Below are 25,098 nucleotides of genomic sequence, written 5' to 3' on the forward strand. Positions count from 1 at the left end.
CCCATCCATTCGCCCGAGTACGCGGCAGTACTCAGAAGGGGACTCCCATGTCGCAAGCGACCGTCGAGAAGTCCGTCGAAGCCGACGAACTCCCGGTGACGAGGCACGGAACCGATCCGAAGGGCCGCGCGGTCACGCGCGCCGTCCTCGCGATCGGCTTCGTCGTACTCGTCGCCCTCGCGCTCCTGCTCGTCTTCACCACCTCGACCGAAGAGTCGGCCCGCACCACCATCGGGTTCTCGCTCAACAGCTTCTTCCTGGCACTGGGCGGCATGCACCCGCTCGTGCAGATCCCCGTGATCCTCGTCGTCTTCGGCGTGGTGGTGGGGATCATCCTCGTGCTCATCGAGTTCGCCCCGCGCCCCGGCCGCGGCTACTTCATCATGCGGCTGGTCGCCTGCCTGGTGATCCCGGTGCTCGCGTTCATGCTGCTGCGCCCGTACCAGAACGCCGTGCTCTACGTGGTCGCGATCGCACTCCTCGTGGGAGCGCTGCTCTTCTTCGCCGACTTCCGCGCCCGACAGGGCGCCGGGTACCTCTTCCAGCTCGTGCTGTTCATGGCACCGGCGTCGATCATGCTGATCCTCGGTCTCATCTACCCGGCGATCTCGACGATCTTCAAGTCGTTCTTCGACAAGACCGGCGCGAACTTCGTCGGCTTCGAGAACTACGTCTGGGTGTTCACGAACCCGGTCGGCACGTCGTCGGTCATCAACACGATCCTCTGGGCGCTGCTCGCCCCGGTGATCTCGGTCGTGATCGGACTCGCCTACGCCGTCTTCATCGACCGGGCGCGCGGTGAGAAGTTCCTCAAGGTGCTCGTCTTCATGCCCGTCGCGATCTCGTTCGTCGGCGCCGGCATCATCTGGAAGTTCATGTACGACGCGCGCCAGGGCGACCAGATCGGTCTGCTCAACGCGATCGTCACCGCGTTCGGTGGCGATCCCGTGCAGTGGCTCGCCATCAAGCCGATCCTGAACACCCTCATGCTCCTCATCGTCTTCATCTGGACGCAGACGGGCTTCGCGATGGTGATCCTCTCCGCCGCGATCAAGGCCGTGCCGATCGAGCAGATGGAGGCCGCCGAGCTCGACGGCACCAACGCGTGGCAGCGGTTCCGCAACGTCACCGTGCCCGGCATCCGCTCGTCGCTGATCGTGGTGCTCACCACGATCACGATCGCCTCGCTGAAGGTGTACGACATCGTCGCCGTCATGACCGGCGGGCGCGACGAGACCAGCGTGCTCGGTTTCGAGATGGTCAACCAGCAGCAGAGGTTCCAGAGCTACGGGCACTCCTCGGCGCTGGCCGTCGTGCTGTTCCTGTTCGTGCTGCCGCTGATCGTCTACAACGCCCGATCGATGGCCAAGCAGAGGGAGATCCGCTGATGAGCGCCACGCAAGCAGTCATCACGAAGGACAACCGCACCAAGCGGCAGGTCGCCCGCGACACGCGCAAGAACGAAGCGATCGCGCACAAGAAGCTGACGTCGAAGGGCGCGACGATCGCGGCCGCGATCATCGCCATCTTCTGGACGATTCCGACCTTCGGCCTCTTCGTCACGTCGTTCCGGCCCGGCGCCGACACGCAGAACAGCGGATGGTGGACCGTCTTCACCAACCCGGAGTTCACGCTCGACAACTACGTTCAGGCGTGGAACTCGGGCGGCACGTCGACCACCCTCGCCTCGGCGTTCGTGAACTCGCTCGCGATCACGATCCCCGCGACGGTGTTCCCGATCGTGATGGCGGCGCTCGCCGCATACGCGTTCGCATGGATCGACTTCAAGGGTCGCAACATGCTGTTCGTGTTCGTGTTCGCGCTGCAGATCGTGCCGCTGCAGATGGCCCTCGTGCCGCTGCTCAGCCTGTTCTCGGACGGCCTGTCGATCAACGACGTGCCGATCTTCCCGGGCTTCGGTCTGAACGAGGTGCAGTACAGCTTCGCCCGCGTCTGGATCGCGCACGCGATCTTCGCGCTGCCGCTCGCGACGTTCATGCTGCACAACTTCATCTCGGAGATCCCCGGCGAGATCATCGAGGCGGCCCGTGTCGATGGCGCCGGTCACGGTCAGGTGTTCTTCCGGATCATCCTGCCGCTGGCCGCTCCCGCGATCGCGTCGTTCGGCATCTTCCAGTTCCTGTGGGTGTGGAACGACCTGCTCGTCGCGACGATCTTCGCCTCGCCGGGCGCACTGCCGATCACCCAGGCCCTCAACTCGTTGTCGGGCACGTGGGGCAACAAGTGGTTCCTGCAGTCGGCGGGAACCTTCATCTCGATCATCATCCCGTTGATCGTGTTCTTCGCCCTGCAGCGCTTCTTCGTGCGCGGCCTGCTGGCGGGCGCGACGAAGGGCTGACCGGATCCGCTCCGTTTCCTGAGCGAGCGGAGCGAGACGAACGACGGATGCCGTGGCGCAACACTCGAGCGCCACGGCATCCGTCGTTCTACGCTGAACACATGAAGTACGCAGATTCGATCGTCGACCTCGTCGGCGACACGCCCCTCGTGAAGCTCCGTCACGTGACCGAGGGCGTCGCCTGCACGGTTCTCGTAAAGCTCGAGTACTTCAACCCCGGCGGCTCGTCGAAGGACCGCATCGCCTCGCGCATCATCGATGCGGCGGAGGCGTCCGGTGATCTGAAGCCCGGCGGCACGATCGTCGAGCCCACGAGCGGCAACACCGGCGTCGGCCTCGCGCTCGTCGCCCAGCAGCGCGGGTACTCGTGCGTCTTCGTCGTGCCCGACAAGGTGGGCGACGACAAGATCGACGTGCTGCGAGCCTATGGCGCCGAGGTCGTCGTGACCCCGACGTCGGTGCCGGCCGACAGTCCCGAGTCGTACTACAGCGTGAGCGACCGCCTGGCGCGCGAGATCCCCGGGGCCTTCAAGCCCAACCAGTACGAGAACCCCAACGGTCCCCGCAGCCACTACGAGACCACCGGGCCCGAGATCTGGCGCGACACCGACGGCACGGTCACGCACTTCGTCGCCGGCGTGGGTACGGGCGGCACGATCAGCGGCACGGGGCGCTATCTGCGCGAGGTGTCGGACGACCGCGTGCGCATCATCGGCATCGACCCCGAGGGGAGTGTCTACAGCGGCGGCACCGGGCGGCCGTATCTCGTCGAGGGTGTCGGCGAGGACATCTGGCCCGGATCGTACGATCCGGCGGTGCCCCACGAGATCATCGCGGTCGGCGATGCGGAGTCGTTCGCGATGACCCGGCGCCTCGCGCGCGAGGAGGGCATCCTCGTCGGCGGATCGAGCGGCATGGCCGTCGTCGGAGCGCTGCGCATCGCGAAGGATCTGCCCGCGGATGCCGTGATGGTCGTGCTCCTGCCCGACGGCGGCCGCGGCTACCTCGGCAAGATCTTCAACGACGGCTGGATGCGCTCCTACGGGTTCAGCGAGGTGGAGGAGGGCGAGACCGTCGCCGACGTGATCGCCGCCCGTGCCGCGCGCCAGGGCGAGGCGATCCCGGATCTCGTGCACGCGCACCCGACCGACACGGTGCTCGAGGCGATCGGCATGATGACCGAGTACGACGTCTCGCAGCTCGTGGTGCTCAGCGCCGAGCCGCCCGTCATGATGGGCGAGGTCGTGGGCACGGTCGACGAGAAGGGGCTGCTCGATCTGCTGTTCCGCGGCGACGCGAACCCTGCCGACGCCGTCGGCGATCACGTGGGGGAGCGGCTGCCGCTCATCGGCATCCACGCATCCGTCGCGCAGGCACGCGCGGCGCTCGCCGACGCCGATGCGCTGCTGGTCACCGAGGGCGGCAAGCCGCACACCGTGCTCACCCGTCAGGATCTGCTCGCTTACCTCTCGAAGTGACGCGCGACGACCTGACGCGCGACGTAACAGGACCGGCGCCGCTCCGGAGCCCGCACGTAGGCTGAGGGACATGTCCGAGCACTCCTTCGCCACCCGAGCCATCCACGCAGGTCAGGAACCCGATCCCCGCACCGGTGCGATCATCCCGCCGATCTACCAGGCCTCCACGCACGTGCAGGACGGCATCGGCGGCTTCCGCGAGGGCTACGAGTACAACCGCGCGGGCAATCCCACCCGGTCGTCGCTCGAGACCCAGCTCGCGGCCCTCGAGGGCGGCGTCTCGGCGCTGTCGTTCGCCTCGGGGCTCGCCGCCGAAGACGCTCTGCTGCGCGGCATCCTGAAGCCGGGCGATCACGTCGTGCTCGGCAACGACGTCTACGGAGGCACGTACCGCCTGCTCACCCGCGTGCTCGCGCCGTGGGGCATCGAGACGACCACGGTCGAGCTCGGCGACCTCGACGAGGTGCGCGCGGCGATCCGCCCCGAGACCAAGATCGTCTGGCTCGAGACGCCCAGCAACCCGCTGCTCAAGATCGTCGACATCGCGGTCGTCGCGGAGGTCGCGCACGCGGCCGGCGCCGTCGTCGTGGTCGACAACACGTTCGCCTCGCCGGCGCTGCAGCAGCCGCTCGCGCTCGGTGCCGACCTCGTCGTGCACTCGACCACCAAGTACCTCGGCGGGCACTCCGACGTGCTGGGCGGTGCGGTCGCGTTCGGCGACGACACACACTACGAGGCGATCAAGTTCCAGCAGTTCGCGGTGGGAGCCGTGTCGGCTCCGCTCGACGCCTGGCTCACGACCCGGGGCATCAAGACGCTCGCGGTGCGGGTGCGCCAGCACTCCGAGAACGCCCAGGCGATCGCGGAGTGGGCCGAGAGTCGCCCCGAGTTCGAGCGCGTCTTCTACCCGGGTCTCGCCTCGCACCCGGGTCACGACATCGCGGCCCGCCAGATGAGCGGCTTCGGCGGGATGCTCTCGCTCGCCCTCACCGCCGGCCCCGCGGCCGCGAAGGCGTTCGCCGAGTCGACGGAGATCTTCCAGCTCGCGGAGTCGCTCGGCGGCGTCGAGTCGCTGATCGGCTACCCGCCGGACATGACGCACGCCTCCGTGCGCGGCACCGCTCTCGCGGTTCCCGAGAACGTCGTTCGCCTGTCGGTGGGCATCGAGGACGTGCGCGACCTGATCGCCGACCTCGAGCAGGGGCTGGCCCGCATCCGCGCCTGAGCGCTGCGCGGGCCCGCACGCGGCTGCCCGTAGAATGGGTGGCTGGGTCGAATCGATTCGACTCTCCGCCCTTGCTCCGAAAGGCCGTCGTGCCCGACGCTCCTCGCACCGACTCCGTCCCGACGATCCCCGCACACGCCGCGCCCGAACGCACGGCGACCGGCAGCATCCGCATCCCCGCGGCGACGGGAGCGATCCGCACGCTCGGATCCAACCCGATCACCGCGCCGATCATGCTGCACCCGGGAGACTCGATCTCGAACGGGCGGCGCGCGCTGTACATCATCCTCCTCGGAGCGCTCACGGCACTCGGGCCGTTCACGATCGACCTCTACCTCCCGGCCTTCCCGGTGCTGGAGGAGGACTTCCAGACGACCGCCGCGGCGATCCAGCTCACGCTGACCGGAACCATGATCGGCTTCGCGGTCGGGCAACTGCTCGTCGGACCGCTCAGCGACAAGATCGGCCGGCGGCTCCCGCTCATCATCGTGACGGCGCTGCACGTGCTCGCGAGCCTCGCCGCGGCGTTCGCGCCCACGCTCGAACTGCTCAGCGCCTCGCGCGTGCTCATGGGCATGGGCGCCGCGGCCGGCGGCGTGGTCGCGATGGCGATCGTGCGCGACCTGTTCGGCGGACGCCGACTCGTGGTGATGCTCTCGCGCCTCGCGCTCGTCTCGGGCGTCGCCCCCGTCGTCGCTCCGCTGATCGGCTCGTGGTTGCTCACGCTCATGCCGTGGCGTGGAATCTTCGGTGTGCTCGCGGCGTACGGCGTCGTGATGCTGATCTCGACGCTGATCTTCATCCCCGAGACGCTCCCCGCCGCCCGCCGTCAGGGCGGCGGCGCCACGGTGCTGCAGCGCTACCGCTCGGTGCTCTCGGATCGCGTCTTCCTCGGCGTGCTCGTGATCGGCGGCATGACCTTCTCCGGCCTCTTCTCGTACCTGTCGGCCTCGCCGTTCCTGTTCCAGCAGACGCACGGTCTCGACCCGCAGCAGTACGGTCTGCTCTTCGCCGTGAACTCGCTCGGCGTGGTCGTCGGGGTGCAGACCGCCTCGCGCCTCGCGGCGCGCTTCGGCCCGCAGTGGGTGCTCGCGTACTCGACGTCGGTGCTGCTTCTCGCGGGCACCGCGATCATCGTGACCGACCAGCTCGGACTCGGGCTCTGGGGCACCGTCATCCCGCTGTTCGTCTTCATGACCGCGTGCGGCTTCACGTTCCCGAACGTGCAGGTGCTGGCGCTCGACCGGCACGGCAAGGCGGCCGGCACCGCGGCGTCGATCCTCGGAGCCGTGAACTTCGGCGTGGCCGGGCTCATCTCGCCCGTCGTCGGCTGGGTCTCGCACGACGCGGGGATCACGGCGACGACCATGGCAGCGGTAATGGCCGGGTGCGCCGTGATCGGCATCCTCGCGCTGTGGCTCGTCGTGCGCCCGCGCACCGTCGGCCTGCTCGCTCCCTGATACGGCGGGCGGGTCGCCCGAATTCCCAGGCTCGCTCCGACAGAATGGGGCGATGGACAGGCGGATGCTTCTGTGGTCGGGCGTCGGATGCGTCGCGCTGACCTTCGCGCTCGGCGCGCTGATCACGCTCGGCGTCGCGCACCCCTTCGTGTTCGACGCTTGGTGGAACGACATGGTCGTGTCCTTCCGCTCGGAGGGACTGGTCGCCTTCGCTCACGCGCTCGACACGGTCGGCGGCGGGTGGGTTGCCGTGTACCTGGTGCCGCTGCTCGTGATCCTCGCGTTCGTCCTGGCCCGACGGTGGCGCTCCGCCGTGTTCGCCGCCGCCGCCTTCCTCGCGAGCGCCGGGGCGGTGCAACTGCTCAAGCACCTCTTCGGGCGCGCGCGGCCGGAGGACATGCTGGTGCTCAGCGACTACGGGTCGTTCCCCTCCGGGCACACCGCGAACGCCGCGACCCTCGCCCTCGTCTTCGCCGTGCTGTTCCCCAACGTGTGGGTTCGCGTGGTCGGCGCTCTGTGGATCGTGCTGATGGCGCTGTCGCGCACCTTCCTCTCGGTGCACTGGGCGACCGACACGATCGGCGGTGCTCTGCTCGGGGCCGGGGTCGTGCTGCTGCTCGCGGCCTGGCTGCTGCCGTGGGTACGGCGCCCGGGCGCGGCGGAACCGCCCGCAGATAGTCTGGACGACGCCCCACTCACCGACGCACCCGCGCGCTGACGCGCCCCGCAGCACCACTCATCGAGGAGTCCCCGTGTCGAGCATCCGCCCGTACCGTCCGTCCGATCGCGCGTCGCTGTTCGACGTCTGCGTCCGCACCGCCGATGCGGGGGAGGACGCCACCGGGGTGTTCTCCGACGACGAGCTCTGGGGGCTGCTGTTCGCGGTGCCGTACGTCGAGCGGCACCCGGATCTGGCATGGGTGGTCGAGGCCGACGACGAGCGTGTGATCGGTTACATCGTCGCGACCGACGACACGGATGCCTTCGAGCAGTGGTTCCGCGACGAATGGTGGCCGCGGTTCGGCGACCGCTTCCCGAAGCCGGCCGACCCTCGGACGCGCGAGGAGAAGATGCTGGCGTACGCCTACGGACGCCGTCCGGGCGCCGAGCCGAACGCCCGGGAGTACCCCGCGCACCTGCACATCGACCTGCTGCCCGAGACGCAGGGCCAGGGCCTCGGCCGCCGCCTCATCGAGACGCTGTTCGGCGAGCTCTCGCGTCGCGGCGTGACGGGGCTGCACCTCGGTATGGATCCGAAGAACACCGGGGCGGCTGCGTTCTACGAGCGCCTGGGCATGACGCCCCTCCCGACCGCGCCGGGCGGGCAGAGCTATGGAGTGACCTTCGCGGGCTGAGGTTCTGCGGGTCGGAACGGTCGCGAGCGGGGAAGGCAGTGTCTCGCTGGTGCCCGGGCTGGTCAATGCCCTGTGGCGGGAACGACGGCGCCCGTAACGTTCATCGTTCGCGAGAGATCGGAGCTGGGCCATGAACGATTCGCGCAACACAGCAGGAAGCCCCGGAGCGAACGACGACGCAGGCGCTACATCGGGTGGCACGTCGGAGAACGGAGAATCGGAGGCGAACGGAGCTTCGGAGGAGACCGAGAAGATGCTCCGGGACGAGAGCACCGACGACGATGGCATGCCCCTCGAGAACCCGTCGGGCGGATGACGCGAGAGTCAGGCTGATCGCCACGGACGTCGTCGCGGCGGCCGCGCCGCGCCTCGAAAACAAGAAGGGCCCCGCATCCCGCGGGGCCCTTCTTCGTCATCTGGCGGTGACGGCGGGATTCGAACCCGCGGTTGCTTGCACAACACACGCTTTCCAAGCGTGCTCCTTCGGCCGCTCGGACACGTCACCAGGGAACAACTTGTCCATCCTATCCGATGCGGCTCATGCTCCGTGACGCGGCGTACGATCTTGAGGTGGCAACCCCCAAGATCGTCCTCTTCTACGTGTTCACCCCGCTCGCCGATCCCGAGGCGATCCGGGTGTGGCAGCGCGACCTCGGCGAGGCGCTGGGACTCCGCGGACGGCTGCTGATCTCGGGCGACGGCGTGAACGGCACCCTCGGCGGAGACCTTCCCGCGCTCAAGAAATGGGCGCGCTCCTTCCGCTCCTATGCGCCCTTCAGGAACGCCGACATCAAGTGGAGCGAGGGCACCGGCGTCGATGCCGAGGGCCGCAGCCTCGACTTCCCGAAGCTGAGCGTGAAGGTGCGCGACGAGATCGTCTCGTTCGGCGCCCCGGGGGAGCTGAGGGTCGACGAGAACGGCGTGGTGGGCGGCGGTACCCGCCTGAGCCCGGAAGAGCTGCATGCCCTGGTGGCCGAGCGCGGCGACGACGTCGTGTTCTTCGACGGCCGCAACGCGCTCGAGGCGCAGATCGGGCGCTTCCGCGGGGCGGTCGTTCCCGACACCGAGACCACCCGCGACTTCGTCGACCTGCTCGACTCCGGCGCCTATGACGACCTCAAGGGCAAGCCCGTGGTGACCTACTGCACCGGCGGCATCCGCTGCGAGGTGCTGTCGAGCCTGATGACCGCGCGTGGATTCGGCGAGGTCTATCAGCTCGAGGGCGGGATCGTGCGCTACGGCGAGAAGTACGGTGACGACGGCCTGTGGGACGGCTCGCTGTACGTGTTCGACAAGCGCGGATCGATCGACTTCTCCGACCACGCGGCCGTGATCGGGGAGTGCGTCGGATGCGGCGCCGCGACCTCGCGAACCGCGAACTGCCCCGACCTCTCGTGCCGCACGCAGTTCGTGGCGTGCGAGGACTGCGACCGCGTCGCCTGCGCACAGCACGCCGCCTGACGCACCGATCCCACAGCCGGAACCGGCCGAGGCGGTTACGTCGCGGCGAGCGTGTCGACTCCCCGGGCGACGAAGAGCGAGCGGGGCACCAGGAGCGCGCGCGTGCGCGCCGGGGCATCGACGCTGCGCCGCAGATCGCGCAGAACGGTGCCCAGCTCCGAGGCGAGGTCGGCGGCATCCGCTCCGGATCGGGCGTAGGTCGCGCGTTCGACCGCGTCGGCCAGGCGTCCGATCGCCGCGGCGTCGACACCGCGCTCGCGGATCAGCGCGGCCGCACGCATGCGCGGTGAGTCCGCGTCGGACGGCGGGATGCCGAGGTCGACGAGTGTGCTCCGCACCTCGGTCCAGGCAGCGCCCGCGTCGCCGTCTCGGGCGCGATCCCGGCGACGGGCGCGAACGAGGGTGCGGATCAGCGCCGGGAGCAGGAGCACCACAATCGCGCCGAGGATCACGAACATCACGGGTGTCGGGTCGACCGTGCGCAGCTCGCCCGAGGAGGAGCTGTTGTCGCCGGCATCCTGGCGATCGACCTCGGGGGCCGTCGTCTGCTCGGCCTGCGGGGCCGTGGTCTCCGGCGTGCCCGACGGCGTGGTGCCCGAACCCGTGGAACCCGTCACCGCCGCGCGGAAGTCGGTCGGCACCCCGAGCGAGGCCGTGGGTTCGAAGGGCACCCAGCCGATGCCCGGGAAGAGCACCTCCGGCCAGGAGTGCAGGCGATCGCTCGTGACCGAGTAGATCGACTCGTCACCGCGCTTCTCGCCGGTGAGCGAGCCGGGCAGGTACCCCACGACGATCCGGGTCTCCATGCCGAGGCTCTCGGCCATCAGGGCGAAAGCGCCGGCGAAGTGCACGCAGTACCCCGAGCGCACGTCGAGGAACCGGGCGACGGCCTCGGCGCCCGTGCCGTCGAAGTTCTCCTCGACAGGCGTGTCGAGCGAGTAGGTGAAGTCGCTGCGGAACCAGTCCTGCAGGGCGAGCAGGCGGTCGTAGTCGGTGCCCTCCTCGGCCGTGACCTCGCGGGCCAGCTGGCCGACGATGTCGGGGATCTCGACCTCGTCGGTCTCGGCGGTGGATTCCGCCGCCGAGACCGCGCGGATCTGCTCGAGGGTGGGGTCGACGCGCACCGAGGAGACGGTGTAGTCCGCGCCGACGGCATCCGCATTGCGAGAGACCAGCGTGCGGTTATCGGGCATGACCCGCCAGGCGCGGGGCACGCCCTGGATGTCGGTCGCGGGGTAGGGGACGGGCAACCACGAGCTCGACATCCGCAGGATGCGGATCGAGGTCGTCGTCTCCGTCACCTCGACGTCGGCACCCCACTCGGGGTCGCCGAATCCGTCGGCCTGCGACTGCAGACCCCCGCGATCGGGCTGCCACACGTCGCCGTCGAAATCGGAGAGGGTCGTGAGCCGCAGGTACGGCGCCGCCCCGCCCGCCGTCGCGACCGTGAGGACCTCGACGGGGTTGGGCTGGCGCAGATCGTCGCCGAGCCGCAGCGACGCGTCGACCGTGATGCCCGTTCCGGTGCCGGTGAGCCCGGCGGCGAGCGGCAGACCGGGCACGATGGCGAGTGTCACGGCGATCGCCGCGGCGCCGATGCCCACCGCGACGGATGCGGAGGCGCGGCGCGGCGTCTGCGGGTCGGCGCGGGTCGCGTAACGCAGCTGCGCGAGAACGAACAGGGCGAAGAGCACGAACCAGACGACGTTCGCATCGCCGAGGGTGACGATCATCGGGATGGATCCGACGAGACCGACGAGGAGGATCGGGAGGATCGCCGCGCGGGCCGCGGCCAGTTGATCGAGCAGCACCGCGACGATCGCGAAGCCGAGCGCCATCGTCGCGGCGAGACCGTGCGAGGCGGCGAGCGGTGCGGACCCGACCGCGACCTCCTGCCAGGCCGCGCCCGCCAGCGCGCCGAACGTCGAGAGCGTGGCGGGCGACGGGAAGACCCCGAAGAATGCCGAGTCGCCCGCCGTCACCTGGGTCACGAGCGCCATCGCGACCAGCAGCTGCACGATGAGCGTGCCGAGGTCGCGCAGCCACGCGCGGCGGTATCGCAGCAGCACACGCATCACGAGGCCGGTCAGCGGGAGGAGCGTGACCGCCGCGACGACGGCGAACGACCAGGCTCCCGCCTCGATCACCGAGGTGAAGGGCCACATCGCGACGAGCCCGCCGACCGCGGCGAGCACCGAGGGCGCGAGGATCGCCGTGGGGGTCTCCTCGTCGCGGTGCCATGCGATCTTCGAGCGCGAGCGCGAGCGCGCGCGGCGGGAGGTGCTGCCGGTCGCCTGCTCAGCCCGGAACATCGCCCACTCCGATCCGCTCCGGCAGGGCGTCCGCCCACGCCGCGGCGACGTCATCGCCGAGCGGGGCGAACGACCAGCCGTTGCGTGTCGCGGCTTCGGTCGCACCCTGCTCGGGTCCGGTGGCGAGGAGGATGCCCGCGGCCGCGCCGGCCGTGCGCAACGATGCCGCGTCGTCCTCCGACAGCCGACCCGTGATGTAGACGAGTGGGCCGGGAGGGGCGCCGCCGATCAGCGTCGCCACATCGCGGTGATCACCGCGCGGTGCGATCGATGCGAGGGCGACGAGCAGCGCGTCGCGGTCGTCCTCATGACCGCGCAGGACTCCGAGCAGCACACCCGCGCTGTCGATCACGTCGACGCCGTATCCTTCGTCGGCCAGGTGCACGGCCGACGAGGCGCAGAGCGAGACCGCGGCCTCGAACGCGGCATCCGCGTCGTCCCCCGGGCGATCCCAGTGCGCGGCGCTGCGGTCGAGCACGACGATCGCATCGGGGCTCGACTCCTCCTCTTCCTGCCGCACCATGAGTTGCCCGCGGTGCGCGGTCGCGCGCCAGTGGATGCGGCGCATCGAGTCGCCGGGCAGGTAGAACCGGGGCGAGAGGTTGTCGGCACCCTGGCCGAGGCGCGTCGAGGACGTGTGCGCCGTCCCTCCGGCCGCGCCGACGCGCACGGCGAGGGGCGCGAGCGCGATGACCTCGGGCACGACCGTGACGGTGCGCGTCTCGCCGAACTCCTGCTCGCGCTGCACGAGACCGAAGGGGTCGACCGTGCGTAGCACGAGGGGCCCGATCGGCCAGACGCCGCGGCGCACACCCGTGATGCGGTACCCGAGCTGCCCGGACTGGGGCGGATACTCGCCGGCGGCGTCGCCGCTGACGGCGTCGGGCAGGGCGTCGTGCCACAGCGCATGCGGCACGCGCAGCGAGCGCAGGGCGAAGCGGATGCTGACGTGCGAGGTCTCCGACACCGTGAGCAGGTCGGTCGAGACCTGTCGGGAGACGGCGCCCGAGCGCCGCGGGAGCCAGGCCATGAGCGCCGAGAAACCGGTGAGGAGGGCGAGCAGGACCCCGATGTAGAGCAGGATCGGCGCGGCGACGAGGTTCGCGCCGATCACGCACAGCAGTGCCGCGACGAGTGCACCCGCACCGCGGCGGGTCAGGGATCGGCGGCGTCGCATCGAGTGCCTCAGGCGCGGGTCGCGACGGGCACGCGCACGCGCTCGACGATGTGCGCGAGAGCCGTCTCGATGGGCTGGGCGCCGGCGCGGTGCGCACCGCGGGCGGGCAGCAGTCGGTGCGCGAACACCGGGATGAGGAGGGCGGTGACGTCGTCGGGGATCACGAAGTCCCGGCCGTCGAGCGCCGCCCACACCTTCGCGGCACGGATCAGCTGCAGCGTCGCGCGCGGGCTCGCCCCGAGGTGCAGGCTCGGGTCGGTGCGCGTGGCCTGCGCGAGGGCGACCGTGTACTCCTCGAGCGCGGGTGCCACGTGCACGGCGCGGGCCCAGGCGATGAGCTGCGAGATCGAGCCGGCATCGGCGACCGCGGTGACGGCCGCGAGCGGGTTCACCACATCGCGCTGGCGGATCATGAGCGCCTCGGCCGCGGCATCCGGGTAGCCCATCGAGATGCGCATCATGAAGCGGTCGCGCTGCGCCTCGGGCAGGGCGTAGGTGCCCTCCATCTCGAGGGGGTTCTGGGTGGCGACGACGAGGAACGGCGAGGGGAGCGGATGCGTCGACCCGTCGACGGTGACCTGACGCTCCTCCATGGCCTCGAGCAGTGCCGACTGCGTCTTGGGCGAGGAGCGGTTGATCTCGTCGGCGATGACGATGTGCGCGAAGATCGCGCCGCGCTTGAACTCGAACTCGCGGTCGACCGGGTTGTAGACCGAGACCCCGGTCACGTCGCCCGGGAGGAGATCGGGGGTGAACTGGATGCGTCGCACGGTCGCGTCGACGCTGGCGGCGAGGGCGCGCGCCAGCATGGTCTTGCCGACCCCGGGCACGTCTTCGATGAGCAGGTGGCCCTCGGCGAGCAGGCAGATCAGTGCGCTGCGCACCGCATCGGGCTTTCCGTCGATGACCTCTCCCACGGAGGCGAGGATCGCGGAGGTCTGGGCGGCGAACTGCTCGGCCGTGATCAGGGGGGAGTTGTCCGTCATGCGTTCCCTCTCGTCGGCGCTGCAGCGCGCGTTACTCGATCGTAACCCGCAGGGCATCCGCGTGGGGCTGGCAGATCGCTGTGCTTCCCTCGGCTGCGGGAGCCGCCGCGCACCCCTCAGCCCCAGACGCGCGCTCGGGGCCGTGCGACATCGACACGGCCCTCGCTGCTGCGGGCGACGCGGAGCAGGGCGAGACCCTGCGCGCCCTGCAGCTCGTGCAGCGTGCAGGCGCCGATGAGCTGCCGCCAGTGGCGCTCGAACAGCTCGGCATCGCTGCGCCGCCGTGCGATCCCGCGCGGGACCGGAAGGAGCGTGCGCCCCGGGGAGAGCCGGTCGGCGAGGCGTTCGAACAGGCGAGTCGACCCTGCGGCCCCGCGGTCGATCCGCAGCAGGAAGCGGGGTGTGCGCACCGCCGCGAACAGCTCTTCGACGGCATCCGTGACCCGCCGACGATCCGCGGGCGTGCCGCCCAGCTCGATGCGCACACGGGTGCGGTCGTCGTCGGCGTGCGCGACGATGTCGGTGTCGTCGAAGGGGCCGATGCGCCCCGCATCGCGGAGGGTGCGGGCGACGGCCAGGGCGGCGAGCCGGTACAGCTCGGCGGGGTGACGACGATCGCGCAGGCTGCGCCCGAGCAGCGGCAGGAGCGTCGTCGCGGCCGCCAGCGCCCCGCCGGTCGCGATGAGCGCGCCGCCGAGTGCCGGGTGCACCGTGAGTCCCTGGCCCGCCAGGACGGCGAGCAGCAGGCCGACGCCGAGCGCCCCGCCCACGGCGGAGGTCGCGCCGTCGGCCCGCGCGACCTGCGTGGTGCGCAGCAGGGGAGCGGCCGCCACGCGCCGCACCGTGATCTCGTCGCGTTCGCGCGACGAGTACGGCTCTCCGATGCGCCATTCGGCGCGCGTGGTCGCCCGCGCCGGCCACGCGGCGCGCAGCAGATCGTCGACGCCGCGGATCGAGGCATCCGGATGCTTGTCGAGCACGGCCTCGAACGCCTGGGCCGCCGCCGAGGGCAGTGCGTGCGCGAGTCCGCTGACGATCCGGCCGTCGCCGTCGGCGTTCAGGCCCCACAGATGCGAGTGCTTGCGGCGCAGACGATCCGGCTCGCTCGTCTCGTCGAGCGCGACGTCGGCGGGGATCACGCACGTCACCGACCAGTTGTGCGCCACCTTCGCGGCCCACTCCGGATCGAGGCGCAGGGTGCGGCCCCGCAACTGCTGCGTCGCGGAGGACGTCGCGACCGCGGTGAGGTCGATGAGCGTGTTCACGGCGGGACAGTCCCAGCCTTCGCCGAGCAGGCCGCGTGTCCCCACGAGCAGTCGGACCTCCCCGCGACGGATCAGCTCCGAGACCGCGGCGACGAGGCGTCCGCTGCCGGCGCCGGCCGCTCGGAGATCGCGCGTGTCCCCGGCGGCGTCTCCGATGTCGACCGACACGCCCAGCAGCTCCGTCAGCAGGGGAGCGAGCGTCGTGGCGTGGTCGGCGCGCACGCGCAGGTGCTGCGCGGTCAGGAGTACGGGCCGCAGCCCCGCGACGACGGGGTCGGCGACGAGGGTGTCGAAGGTGCGCAGCGCCCCGGCCGCGGCATCCGATCCTCGTCGATTGCCGTGGGTCGCGAAGTCGGTGACGACGACGGCGCGGATGCGCGCCCCGTCGTCGCTCGCGAGCTCGCGATGCAGGATCTCGACGGCCGCGGCATCCTTCGCCTCCGACGAGGCCACCGTCGTCTCCACCGGGTTGCGGCCGCGGCGCACGCCGCGATCGGTGAGCAGGTAGCCGAAATCGGCGAGCGAGCGCCGCACGTGCTCCCACTGGTTCGCCGCCGACGGATCGGCCAGCAGGCGCGCCTGAGCGAACCGCACGAGCACAGTGAGCAGATCGTCGGTCGTGCATCGGTCGAGCAGCACCTGCGGGATGGCGGAGACCAGCGGATGCTGCGGCACGACCTCGCGCAGCACCACCGCGCACGAGCGGGTCAGGGCGAAGTCCGCGGACAGTGCGCGGTCGATGCGGGCGAGCGGGTCTTCATCGGGAGGTCCGTCGGCGGGTTGCAGCTGCCCCTCGAGGTAGGAGATGCCGTCGGCGGTCGACAGCACGTCGACGATCATCGAGTGCAGCAGCGCCTCGTGCCGACGGATGAACCCGGCCTCCGCCGGTGTCGGCTCGGTCAGGAGCACGAAGTCGCGGTACGGGGCGAGGTGCCCCTCCTTCACCACCGCCGGGGTCGGGACCTCGTAGTCGACCTCTCCGAGCAACTGGCTGTAGTTCTCGTACTCCGTCTCGTCGTCGGGCGACGGCAGCGTGGCGGTGAGACCGATCAGCAGCGGCTCGACCCCCGTCTCCCGGATGCGCGCGGCGAGGTATGCCACGACCAGGGCCCAGTGGTCGAGCAGGTGGTGGCATTCGTCGAGCACGATCGTGCGCACCCCGGCGGCGACGAGACGCTCGATGAGCGCCGTGGCGTTCGGATGCAGCACGCGCGCGAGCTCGGCGGGATTACGCCGGGCGAACTGCGAACGCAATCGGCGCGTGCGACGACGGATGCCGGAGCGGTACTGCGCCGGATTGTCGATCGCGAGCTCCGCGAGCCAGGTCTCGGCGTCCGCTTCGCTTCGCCCCGCCTCGACCAGTTCCTCCGTCCACACCACCCGCGCCAGGTCGTCGAAGGGCGAGCCGTCGCCCGTGACGCTGAGCGCCTGGTACGTGAGAGCGGTGAGGTCGGCGATCCGTTCGGGGTCGTCCGACACGGCGCCGGCATCGGGGGCGAGATCGACGGCGGTGCGGAGCCACTGTTGACGGATCGTGACGGTCGGGGCGAGCACGAGGGTCCGGTGGCGTTCGCGCGCCGCGAGCAGCAGCCCCAGCAGGGTCTTGCCCGATCCGGGAGGGGCGACGACGTGCAACGGGTCCCGCCCGCCGACCGGCAGTCGGGTGAGGACCTCGGCCTGGTACGTGCGCAGCTCGCCCGTGAAAATCCAGCCCGCGAGCGGGGCGGCGACGGGCTCGGGCGGCATGATCTCCCCAGTCTGTCAAAAGGTGCGCCCGCGTATCGGTTAGACTTGTCGACGGCTCTCCGCGTGGCGGCATCCAGGCCAATTCCCCCAGGGCGGAAACGCAGCAAGGGTAACCGGGCTCTGCTGGGTGCGCGGAGGGTCACTTTCTTTTTCAGCCTCCTCCGGGGCTGCCCTGTCAGGATCGTGATGTGACCGGCACCACCACTCCTCCGCGGCAGAACGCACTCTCGCGCTTCGCCTCGCCCGTGCTGCTGCTCGCCGCGATGTGGGCGATCCAGTTCGCCGACGCGCTCCTCCCCGGATCGTTCACGGGGTTCGGCATCCGCTCCTGGGATGCCGAGGGGCTCCTCGGCATCGTGCTCGGGCCGCTGCTGCACGCGAACTGGGCGCATCTGATCGGCAACTCCGTGCCGTTCCTCGTGCTCGGACTGCTCGTCGCGGTCGAGGGCACCCGCGTATTCTGGTCGGTGACCGCGATCGTCGCCGTCGTCGGCGGCCTCGGCACCTGGGCCTTCAACGCCCCGGGAACGGTGACGGTGGGGGCATCCGTGCTCGTGTTCGGGTACTTCGGCTACACGGTCGTGCGGGTCTTCGCGCCGGGGCGCGTCGCCCATCGCATCGGATACGCGCTCATCGCGCTCGTCGTGATCGGCGTGTACGGGGCGACCATGCTCGCGGGTGTGGTGGGCGTGAGCCAGGGCATCTCGTGGCAGGCGCACCTGTTCGGGGCGATCGGCGGCGCGCTCGCCGTGTTCGTCGGGCGACGCGGGGGCTCGGCGGAGTGAGCGCGCCGCGGTCGCGCTCGCGCACACCCGCTCGACGCCGGAAGAAGCGTCGACCCGCGGCTCGGCGCCGACCGGGTGCCCGCGCACGGGCCGCCCGGCGTCGGCGGCGGATGCTGCTGCTGCGGCGCGTGGTGATCGGGGTCGTCGCCGTCGCGCTGTTCGCCGGGATCGCCGTGCTCGTGCCTCTCGGACTCGCGCACGAGAAGCCGCTCGCGATCTGCGCGAGCGACCCGCGCACCTACCCGTCGGCGGGTGTCGAGGGGTGGCGCGGGGAACAGCTCGAGAACGCCGCGACGATCATGGCGACGGCATCCGCCCTGGGATTCGCGCGCGACGGGCAGATCCTGGGCGTGATGACCGCGATGGGCGAGAGCAGCCTGCGCAACATCGACTACGGCGACTGGGAGACGAGCGGCTTCACGAACCCCGACGGCTCGCGCACCACGAGCATCGGCCTGTTCCAGCAGCAGGAGTGGTGGGGGAGCGTCGAGCAGCGCATGGACCCCGCCACGTCCGCGACGCTCTTCTACGAGCGGTTGGCGCGGGTGCCGGAGTGGTCCTCGATGGACCCGTCCCTCGCGATCCATCGCGTGCAGATCAACCTCGATCCCACCTACTACTCCCGCTACGCCGCCGACGCGACCGCCGTCGTCGACGCGCTGTCGGCGCCGTGCTGATCAGCGGGCCTTAAGTCCGGTCCGCTCCCAGGGCGTGCCGAGTGAGGTGCGCCTAAGCTGGATGCGTGGCGCGGAGCATCTACATCACCTCGGCCGAAGGCCATACCGGAAAATCGACGATCGCCCTCGGCGTGCTCGATGCGCTCATGCGGGTCACCCCGCGGGTCGGCGTTTTCCGGCCGATCGCGCGCTCGGTCACCGAGCGCGACGAGATCCTCGAGCTGCTGCTCGCCCACGACGGCGTGCACCTCGACTACGACGACTGCATCGGCGTCAGCTACGACGACATGCGCCACGACCCGGAGCGCGCGCTGTCGACGATCGTCGCGCGGTTCAAGGCCGTCGAAGCGCAGTGCGAGGCCGTGGTGATCATCGGCAGCGACTACACCGACGTCGCCAGCCCCGCCGAGCTCGGCGTCAACGCCCGCATCGCCGCGAACCTCGGCGCTCCGGTGCTGCTCGTGCTGTCGGGCCGCGACCAGCAACGCCAGGCCGAGCAGCTCGGCACGACGACCGCGCGGGTCCCGGCTGCGGTCGGGCAGATCGCCGCCCTCGCGCTCACGGAGCTCGAGCAGGAGCGCGCCGAACTGTTCGCCGCGATCGTCAACCGGTCGGATCCCGCCGAGCTCGACGCCATCATCGAGGCGGTTCGCGGGGTGCGGCCCGGCAAGAGCACGCCGGTCTGGGCGATCCCCGAGGACCGTACGCTCGTGGCGCCGTCGATCCGCGGCATCCTCGCCGCCGTCGACGGCCGTCTCATCAAGGGCGACGAGGGGCGGCTGACCCGCGAGGCGCTGTCGATCGTCGTCGCCGGCATGTCGATGGTCAACGTGCTGCCGCGCATCACCGAGGAATCCGTCGTCGTCATCCCGGCAGACCGCACCGAGGTGCTGCTCGCGACGCTTCTCGCCGACGCCTCCGGCACGTTCCCCCGGGTGAGCGGCATCATCCTGAACGGGCCCTTCGACCTTCCCGAGCCGATCACGCAGCTGCTCGACGGGTTCCCCTCTACGGTGCCGATCATCGCCACCGATCTCGGCACCTACGACACCGCCGTGCGGGTCATGGGCGCGCGCGGTCGGCTCTCCGCCGACTCGCGCGCGCGGTACGACCGGGCGCTCGGACTCTTCCAGACCCACGTCGACATCGCCGAGCTCGCGACGCAGCTCGGGCTCGCCGAATCACGGGTCGTGACCCCGCTGATGTTCGAGTACGGCCTCATCGAGCGCGCCCGCGCCGACCGTCGGCGCATCGTGCTGCCCGAGGGCGGCGACGACCGCATCCTGCGCGCGGCGGCCACGCTGCTGGCCCGCGAGGTGGCCGATCTCGTGATCCTCGGCGACGAGACCGCCGTGCGGGCGCGCGCTGTCGAACTGGGCGTCGACATCGCCGCGGCCCAGGTGATCAGCCCCACCGACCCCGAGTACGTCGCCCGGTTCGCCGAGGAGTACGCGCGGCTGCGGGCGCACAAGGGCATCACCCTCGTGCAGGCCGCCGACACCGTGACCGATGTCTCGTACTTCGGCACGATGATGGTGCACCTGGGTCTCGCCGACGGCATGGTCTCGGGGGCGGCGCACACGACGGCGCACACGATCCGTCCCTCGTTCGAGATCATCAAGACGAAGCCGGGTGTGAACGTGGTCTCGAGCGTGTTCCTGATGGCGCTCGCCGACCGTGTGCTCGTCTACGGCGACTGCGCGGTGATCCCGGATCCCACGAGCGTCCAGCTCGCCGACATCGCGATCTCGTCGGCGGCGACCGCCCGCCAGTTCGGGATCGATCCGCGCGTCGCGATGCTGTCGTACTCGACCGGCGAATCCGGGTCGGGGGCCGACGTCGACAAGGTGCGCGAGGCCACCGCGCTCGTGCGCGAGCGAGCTCCCGAGCTGCTCGTCGAAGGTCCGATCCAGTACGACGCGGCCGCCGATGCCGCCGTCGCGAAGGCGAAACTGCCCGACTCCGCGGTCGCGGGTCGCGCCACCGTGTTCGTCTTCCCCGACCTGAACACGGGCAACAACACCTACAAGGCCGTCCAGCGCTCCGCCGGCGCGGTCGCGATCGGCCCGGTCCTGCAGGGACTCAACAAGCCGATCAACGACCTCTCGCGCGGCGCGCTGGTCGAGGACATCGTCAACACGGTGGCGATCACCGCCATCCAGGCGCAGGGAGAGACCGCATGAGCGCGATCCTCGTGATCAACAGCGGCTCGTCGTCGCTGAAGTACAGCCTCCTCGACATCGAGCGCGAGCACGAGCTCGCCTCGGGCCTCATCGAGCGGATCGGTCAGGACACCGGCGCGGCATCGCACACGGTGCGGCCCGAGACCGACGCGGATGCCGTGCCCACGATGCTCGACGCGACGTACAGCGACGAGCGCTCGATCCCCGATCATCATGCGGCCTTCGCGGTGATGCTCGAGCAGTTCGCCGAGCACGGCCCCTCTCTCGCCGAGCATCCTCCGGTCGCCGTCGGGCACCGCGTCGTGCACGGCGGAGCCCGTTTCTTCGCGCCGACCGTCATCGATGCCGACGTCGAGCGGCAGATCGAGGAGCTGTCGGTGCTCGCGCCCCTGCACAATCCGGCCAACCTCGCCGGCATCCTCGCGGCACAGGCCGTCTTCCGTGGTGTGCCGCACGTCGCGGTGTTCGACACCGCGTTCCATCAGACCCTGCCCGCCGCCGCCTACACGTACGCGATCGATGCCGAGCTGGCGAAGCAGCACCGCGTGCGACGCTACGGTTTCCACGGCACCAGTCACCAGTTCGTCAGCGAGTCGGCCGCTGCGTACCTCGGCCGCGACCTCGGCGATCTGCGCCAGCTCGTGTTCCACCTGGGCAACGGAGCGTCGGTCACCGCGATCGACGGCGGCCGCTCGGTCGAGACCTCGATGGGGCTGACTCCGCTCGAGGGCCTCGTGATGGGGACCCGCTCCGGAGACCTCGACCCGGCGGCCCTGGTGCACCTGTCGCGTCGCGCCGGCCTCTCGATCAACGAACTCGATGCGCTGCTGAACACCCGCAGCGGGCTGCAGGGCCTCGCCGGACGCAGTGACATGCGCGACATCCTCGCGGGCGTCGATGCGGGGGAGGAGGCGGCCACTCTCGCGTTCGACGTCTACGTGCACCGCCTGCGCGCCTATGCCGGGGCGTACATCGCTCAGCTCGGCGGCGTCGACGTGATCTCGTTCACCGCCGGGGTCGGCGAGAACGCCGCCCGGGTGCGCGCGGAGGCCCTCGCGACGCTCGGATTCGCCGGCGTCGAGATCGATCCGGCACGCAACGCCGAGCGCGCTCGCGGCATTCGGAGGATCTCCACGGATGCCTCGACGGTGGCGGTTCTGGTGGTGCCGACGAACGAGGAACTGCAGATCGCCCGGCAGAGCGCCGAAATGCTCTGAGCACACCCTTTCCACAGGGGTTACTCTGGGGCGCGGCTCCCCATTACGCTGTCATGGTGGCACGGAGGAGTGCCGAAACCCTCGACCTTCTCCCTGGAGGCTTCTGTGCCGGAAAACCTGCCCGATCTGCTCACCGCAGAAGGGGTGCTGTTCGACCTCGACGGCGTGCTCACGCCGACGGCAGAGGTCCACATGCGGGCCTGGAAAGCCGTGTTCGACGACGTGTTCGCCGAGTGGGGCATCACCCCGGCCTACACCGACGCCGATTACTTCGACTATGTCGACGGCAAGAAGCGCTACGACGGCGTCGCGAGCCTGATGCGCAGCCGCAACGTCGAGATCCCCTGGGGCGAGGTCGACGACCCGCCCTCGGCCGACACGATCTGCGGCATCGGCAACCGCAAGAACGACGCCTTCGCCGCCGAGTTGCGTCGTGACGGCATCGCCCCGTACCCGGGCTCGCTCGCGCTGGTCGAGCGCCTGCACGCGGCCGGGGTACCGCTCGGCGTGGTGTCGAGCTCGAAGAACGCCGAGGAGGTGCTCGCCGCCGCCGACCTCCGCTCCTACTTCGGCGTGGTCGTCGACGGCGTCGTCGCCGAGCGCGAGGGGCTGGCGTCCAAGCCCGCCCCCGACATGTTCCGCGCCGGTGCCGTGGAGCTGGGCGTCGACCCCGCCCGGAGCGTCGCCTTCGAGGACGCGACCTCGGGGGCGGCATCCGCCTCCGCCGCCGGCTACGCGCACGTCGTCGGCGTCGATCGCGGCACCGGGGCCGACGCCCTGCGCGCCGCGGGCGCCACCGTGGTCGTCGACGACCTCGACCGCTTCCTCCCGACCACCCCGAACTCTGCACCGGAGACCACCGCATGATCGACCGCGACCGCTTCCCCGTCGACCCGTGGCGCCTCATCGAGACGCGCTACTCCGAGGAGGGCGTCGGCGAGACGCTGTTCTCGATCGGCAACGGATACCTCGGACTCCGGGGCAACCACATCGAGGGCCGCGGTGCCCACGAGCACGGCACCTTCATCAACGGTCTGCACGAGACGTGGCCGATCCGTCACGCCGAGCAGGCCTACGGCTTCGCCGAGGTGGGCCAGACCATCGTCAACGCCCCCGACGCCAAGGTCATGCGCGTCTACGTCGACGACGAGCCCATCTCGTTCGACGAGGCCGACGTGCGCGAGTACCGCCGCACGCTCGACATGCGCACGGGCGTGCTCGAGCGTCTCGTCGTCTGGGAGACCCCGTCGGGCAAGCGCGTGCGCATGCGCGACGAGCGCATCGTCAGCTTCGAGGAGCGCCATCTCGCGATCCTGCGCCTCGAGGTCGTCGTCGAGAACTCCGACGCGCCCGTCACGATCAGCTGCCAGATCCTCAATCGCCAGGACGGCGCCGGTGTCTACGCCGGCACGCCGGCTCAGGCGCAGAAGTCGGGCTTCGACCCGCGCAAGGCCGAGAAGATCGCCGACCGCGTCCTCGAGCCGGGCGAGCACTGGCAGGACGGCCTGCGCTCGGCGCTGTCGTACCGGGTCGCCGACTCCGGCATGACCGTCGCCGTCGTCGCCGACCACATCATCGAGACCGAGAACGAGTACAGCGCCCGCGCGCTCGTCGAGGCGGACATCTCGAAGAACGTCTTCCGGGTGCAGGCCAAAGCGGGGGTGCCGATCAGCGTCACCAAGCTCGTGAGCTACCACACCTCGCGCGGGGTGCCTCCGCGTGAACTCGTCGACCGCTGCCGCCGCTCCCTCGACCGCGTCGCCGTCGAGGGCGTCGAGACGCAGTTCCAGCGTCAGCGCGACTGGCTCGACGCGTTCTGGGAGCGCAGCGACGTGCAGATCGGCGGTCACGACGACCTGCAGCAGGCGACGCGCTGGTGCCTCCTCCAGCTCGCGCAGGCCGCGGCCCGCGCCGACGGCACCGGAGTCCCGGCCAAGGGCGTCTCCGGTTCGGGGTACAGCGGCCACTACTTCTGGGACACCGAGATCTACGTGCTCCCGTTCCTCGCGTACACGTCGCCGCAGTGGGCGCGCAACGCGCTGCGCGCGCGCGTGCTCATGCTGCCGGCGGCGCGCCGGCGTGCGGCCCAGCTCAACGAGGCCGGGGCGCTCTTCCCCTGGCGCACGATCAACGGCGAAGAGGCTTCGGCCTACTACGCCGCGGGAACCGCGCAGTACCACATCAACGCCGACGTGAGCTTCGCGCTGGGCAAGTACGTGCGCGCGACGGGTGACACCGAGTTCCTCCGCCGCGAGGGCGCCGACGTCGCGGTCGAGACCGCGCGCCTGTGGGCGACGCTCGGCTTCTGGCGCTCCGCGCAGGTCGTCGAGAACGCGGATGCCGCGGACGGTCTGCAGACCTTCCACATCCACGGCGTCACCGGTCCCGACGAGTACACGACCGTCGTCAACGACAACCTCTACACGAACGTCATGGCCCGCTACAACCTCCGCTTCGCGGCCGAGGTCGTTCGCGAGATCCGTGAGACGTACCCCGAGGACTACCGCGACCTCGTCGAGCGCACCGGGCTGTTCGAGGGCGAGGCGGAGTCGTGGGAGCGCGCCGCCGAGGCGATGTTCATCCCCTACAGCGAGAGTCTGGGCATCCACCCGCAGGACTCCCTGTTCCTGGAGCGCGAGGTGTGGGATCTGGCGCACACGCCGTCGTCCCAGCGTCCGCTGCTGCTGCACTTCCACCCGCTGGTGATCTACCGGTTCCAGGTTCTCAAGCAGGCGGATGTCGTGCTCGCCCTGTTCCTCCAAGGCAACCACTTCTCGCCCGAGGAGAAGCGCGCCGACTTCGACTACTACGACCCGCTCACCACGGGCGACTCGACGCTCTCGGCGGTCGTGCAGTCGATCCTCGCGGCCGAGGTCGGGTACCAGGACCTCGCGCTGAAGTACTTCGAGGAATCGATCTTCGTCGACCTGCACGACCTGCACAACAACGCGGCCGACGGCGTGCACGTGGCCTCCGCCGGAGGCGTGTGGACCGCGCTCGTGTGCGGTTTCGGCGGCATGCGCGACTACGAGGGCGAGCTGAGTTTCGACCCGCGCCTTCCCGCGGCCTGGCCCTCGCTGACCTTCCCGATGACGTGGAAGGAATCCGAGGTCACGGTCACGATCACGGCCCACGAACTGCGGCTGCGGGTGCGCGCGGGTGCACCGGTGCCGTTCACGGTGCGCGACGAGGCCTACATCGCGACCGAGGGCGAGGAGGTCGTCGTCCCGCTCGCCGATCAGGGCCCGCTGATCCCCGGCCGCCCGACGCTGCGCCAGTTCGCCGACGCCCGTCGCGAGGACGGAACGCGCCTCTCGGCATCCGTCCCGGTGATCACCACGTCGATCCCGGTGCTCGCTCCGCCGGAGTGATCGCTCGCGGCAGGTGCGTCTGCGGCGACGCACCTGCCGCG

At 70.5% G+C, this 25,098-nt stretch carries 18 protein-coding genes, 1 tRNA gene and 1 other RNA gene; 15 read left to right on the plus strand and 5 right to left on the minus strand.

Features of this window, described 5'->3' with window-relative positions; translation table 11 throughout:
* Window positions 1–47: 47 nt before the first annotated feature.
* The 7 genes from ACIPVN_RS13725 to ACIPVN_RS13755 all read left to right on the plus strand — a co-directional run bounded on the left by ACIPVN_RS13725 (window position 48) and on the right by ACIPVN_RS13755 (window position 7,877).
* Window positions 48–1,388: a carbohydrate ABC transporter permease gene (locus tag ACIPVN_RS13725; protein ID WP_400443773.1), complete on the plus strand. Its 1,341-nt coding sequence runs from the start codon at window positions 48–50 to the stop codon at window positions 1,386–1,388.
* Window positions 1,388–2,359 carry a carbohydrate ABC transporter permease gene (locus ACIPVN_RS13730; RefSeq protein ID WP_400443776.1) on the plus strand — a complete coding sequence of 324 codons (972 nt, stop codon included), beginning with the start codon at window positions 1,388–1,390 and terminating at the stop codon, window positions 2,357–2,359. The genes ACIPVN_RS13725 and ACIPVN_RS13730 overlap by 1 nt, the downstream gene beginning before the upstream one ends.
* 101 nt (window positions 2,360–2,460) lie before the next feature.
* On the plus strand, window positions 2,461–3,837 hold the full coding sequence (locus ACIPVN_RS13735; RefSeq protein WP_400443779.1) for a cystathionine beta-synthase: 1,377 nt from the start codon (window positions 2,461–2,463) through the stop codon (window positions 3,835–3,837).
* Between the two features lie 70 nt (window positions 3,838–3,907).
* Window positions 3,908–5,062 (plus strand): cystathionine gamma-synthase, encoded by a 1,155-nt coding sequence (locus ACIPVN_RS13740; RefSeq protein WP_400443781.1) that lies wholly within the window; start codon window positions 3,908–3,910, stop codon window positions 5,060–5,062.
* Window positions 5,063–5,151: 89 nt separating this feature from the next.
* Complete coding sequence (locus tag ACIPVN_RS13745) at window positions 5,152–6,522, plus strand: multidrug effflux MFS transporter (RefSeq protein WP_400443784.1); 1,371 nt, start codon at window positions 5,152–5,154, stop codon at window positions 6,520–6,522.
* 64 nt (window positions 6,523–6,586) lie between these two features.
* Window positions 6,587–7,240: a phosphatase PAP2 family protein gene (locus tag ACIPVN_RS13750; protein WP_400443787.1), complete on the plus strand. Its 654-nt coding sequence runs from the start codon at window positions 6,587–6,589 to the stop codon at window positions 7,238–7,240.
* Window positions 7,241–7,274: 34 nt separating this feature from the next.
* On the plus strand, window positions 7,275–7,877 hold the full coding sequence (locus ACIPVN_RS13755; RefSeq protein ID WP_400443790.1) for a GNAT family N-acetyltransferase: 603 nt from the start codon (window positions 7,275–7,277) through the stop codon (window positions 7,875–7,877).
* 417 nt (window positions 7,878–8,294) lie between these two features.
* On the opposite strand, the gene ACIPVN_RS13760 is transcribed toward ACIPVN_RS13755, so the two are convergent.
* Window positions 8,295–8,382 (minus strand) — tRNA-Ser (locus ACIPVN_RS13760).
* 65 nt (window positions 8,383–8,447) lie between these two features.
* On the opposite strand from ACIPVN_RS13760, the gene ACIPVN_RS13765 reads away from it, so the two are divergent.
* The gene (locus ACIPVN_RS13765) at window positions 8,448–9,338 is read left to right on the plus strand and encodes a rhodanese-related sulfurtransferase (RefSeq protein WP_400443792.1); all 891 of its coding nucleotides are present in this window, start codon (window positions 8,448–8,450) and stop codon (window positions 9,336–9,338) included.
* Window positions 9,339–9,373: 35 nt separating this feature from the next.
* On the opposite strand, the gene ACIPVN_RS13770 is transcribed toward ACIPVN_RS13765, so the two are convergent.
* From ACIPVN_RS13770 to ACIPVN_RS13785, 4 genes are all read right to left on the minus strand, one after another.
* Window positions 9,374–11,650, minus strand: coding sequence for a DUF3488 and DUF4129 domain-containing transglutaminase family protein (locus ACIPVN_RS13770; protein ID WP_400443794.1), 2,277 nt, complete (start codon window positions 11,648–11,650; stop codon window positions 9,374–9,376).
* The gene (locus ACIPVN_RS13775) at window positions 11,637–12,827 is read right to left on the minus strand and encodes a DUF58 domain-containing protein (RefSeq protein WP_400443797.1); all 1,191 of its coding nucleotides are present in this window, start codon (window positions 12,825–12,827) and stop codon (window positions 11,637–11,639) included. Before ACIPVN_RS13775 ends, ACIPVN_RS13770 begins: the two co-directional genes overlap by 14 nt.
* An 8-nt stretch (window positions 12,828–12,835) precedes the next feature.
* Window positions 12,836–13,813 (minus strand): AAA family ATPase, encoded by a 978-nt coding sequence (locus ACIPVN_RS13780; RefSeq protein WP_400443800.1) that lies wholly within the window; start codon window positions 13,811–13,813, stop codon window positions 12,836–12,838.
* Between the two features lie 116 nt (window positions 13,814–13,929).
* Window positions 13,930–16,824: a DEAD/DEAH box helicase family protein gene (locus ACIPVN_RS13785; protein ID WP_400443802.1), complete on the minus strand. Its 2,895-nt coding sequence runs from the start codon at window positions 16,822–16,824 to the stop codon at window positions 13,930–13,932.
* 50 nt (window positions 16,825–16,874) lie between these two features.
* On the opposite strand from ACIPVN_RS13785, the gene ffs reads away from it, so the two are divergent.
* From ffs to ACIPVN_RS13820, 7 genes are all read left to right on the plus strand, one after another.
* Window positions 16,875–16,971, plus strand: an RNA gene (gene ffs / locus ACIPVN_RS13790) — signal recognition particle sRNA small type.
* Window positions 16,972–17,012: 41 nt separating this feature from the next.
* Window positions 17,013–17,609, plus strand: coding sequence for a rhomboid family intramembrane serine protease (locus ACIPVN_RS13795; RefSeq protein ID WP_400443805.1), 597 nt, complete (start codon window positions 17,013–17,015; stop codon window positions 17,607–17,609).
* On the plus strand, window positions 17,606–18,286 hold the full coding sequence (locus ACIPVN_RS13800) for a hypothetical protein (protein WP_400443807.1): 681 nt from the start codon (window positions 17,606–17,608) through the stop codon (window positions 18,284–18,286). The genes ACIPVN_RS13795 and ACIPVN_RS13800 overlap by 4 nt, the downstream gene beginning before the upstream one ends.
* Window positions 18,287–18,351: 65 nt before the next feature.
* Window positions 18,352–20,469, plus strand: coding sequence for a phosphate acetyltransferase (pta, locus tag ACIPVN_RS13805; protein ID WP_400443810.1), 2,118 nt, complete (start codon window positions 18,352–18,354; stop codon window positions 20,467–20,469).
* Window positions 20,466–21,686, plus strand: coding sequence for an acetate/propionate family kinase (locus ACIPVN_RS13810; protein WP_400443812.1), 1,221 nt, complete (start codon window positions 20,466–20,468; stop codon window positions 21,684–21,686). Before pta ends, ACIPVN_RS13810 begins: the two co-directional genes overlap by 4 nt.
* 105 nt (window positions 21,687–21,791) lie before the next feature.
* The gene (locus tag ACIPVN_RS13815) at window positions 21,792–22,553 is read left to right on the plus strand and encodes a beta-phosphoglucomutase family hydrolase (RefSeq protein ID WP_400443815.1); all 762 of its coding nucleotides are present in this window, start codon (window positions 21,792–21,794) and stop codon (window positions 22,551–22,553) included.
* A complete protein-coding gene (locus ACIPVN_RS13820; protein ID WP_400443818.1) occupies window positions 22,550–25,057 on the plus strand; it encodes a glycoside hydrolase family 65 protein in 2,508 nt (835 codons plus the stop codon). The genes ACIPVN_RS13815 and ACIPVN_RS13820 overlap by 4 nt, the downstream gene beginning before the upstream one ends.
* Window positions 25,058–25,098 lie beyond the last annotated feature (41 nt).

It is taken from the genome of Microbacterium sp. NPDC090003 (assembly GCF_044748385.1).
Classification (GTDB): Bacteria; Actinomycetota; Actinomycetes; order Actinomycetales; family Microbacteriaceae; genus Microbacterium.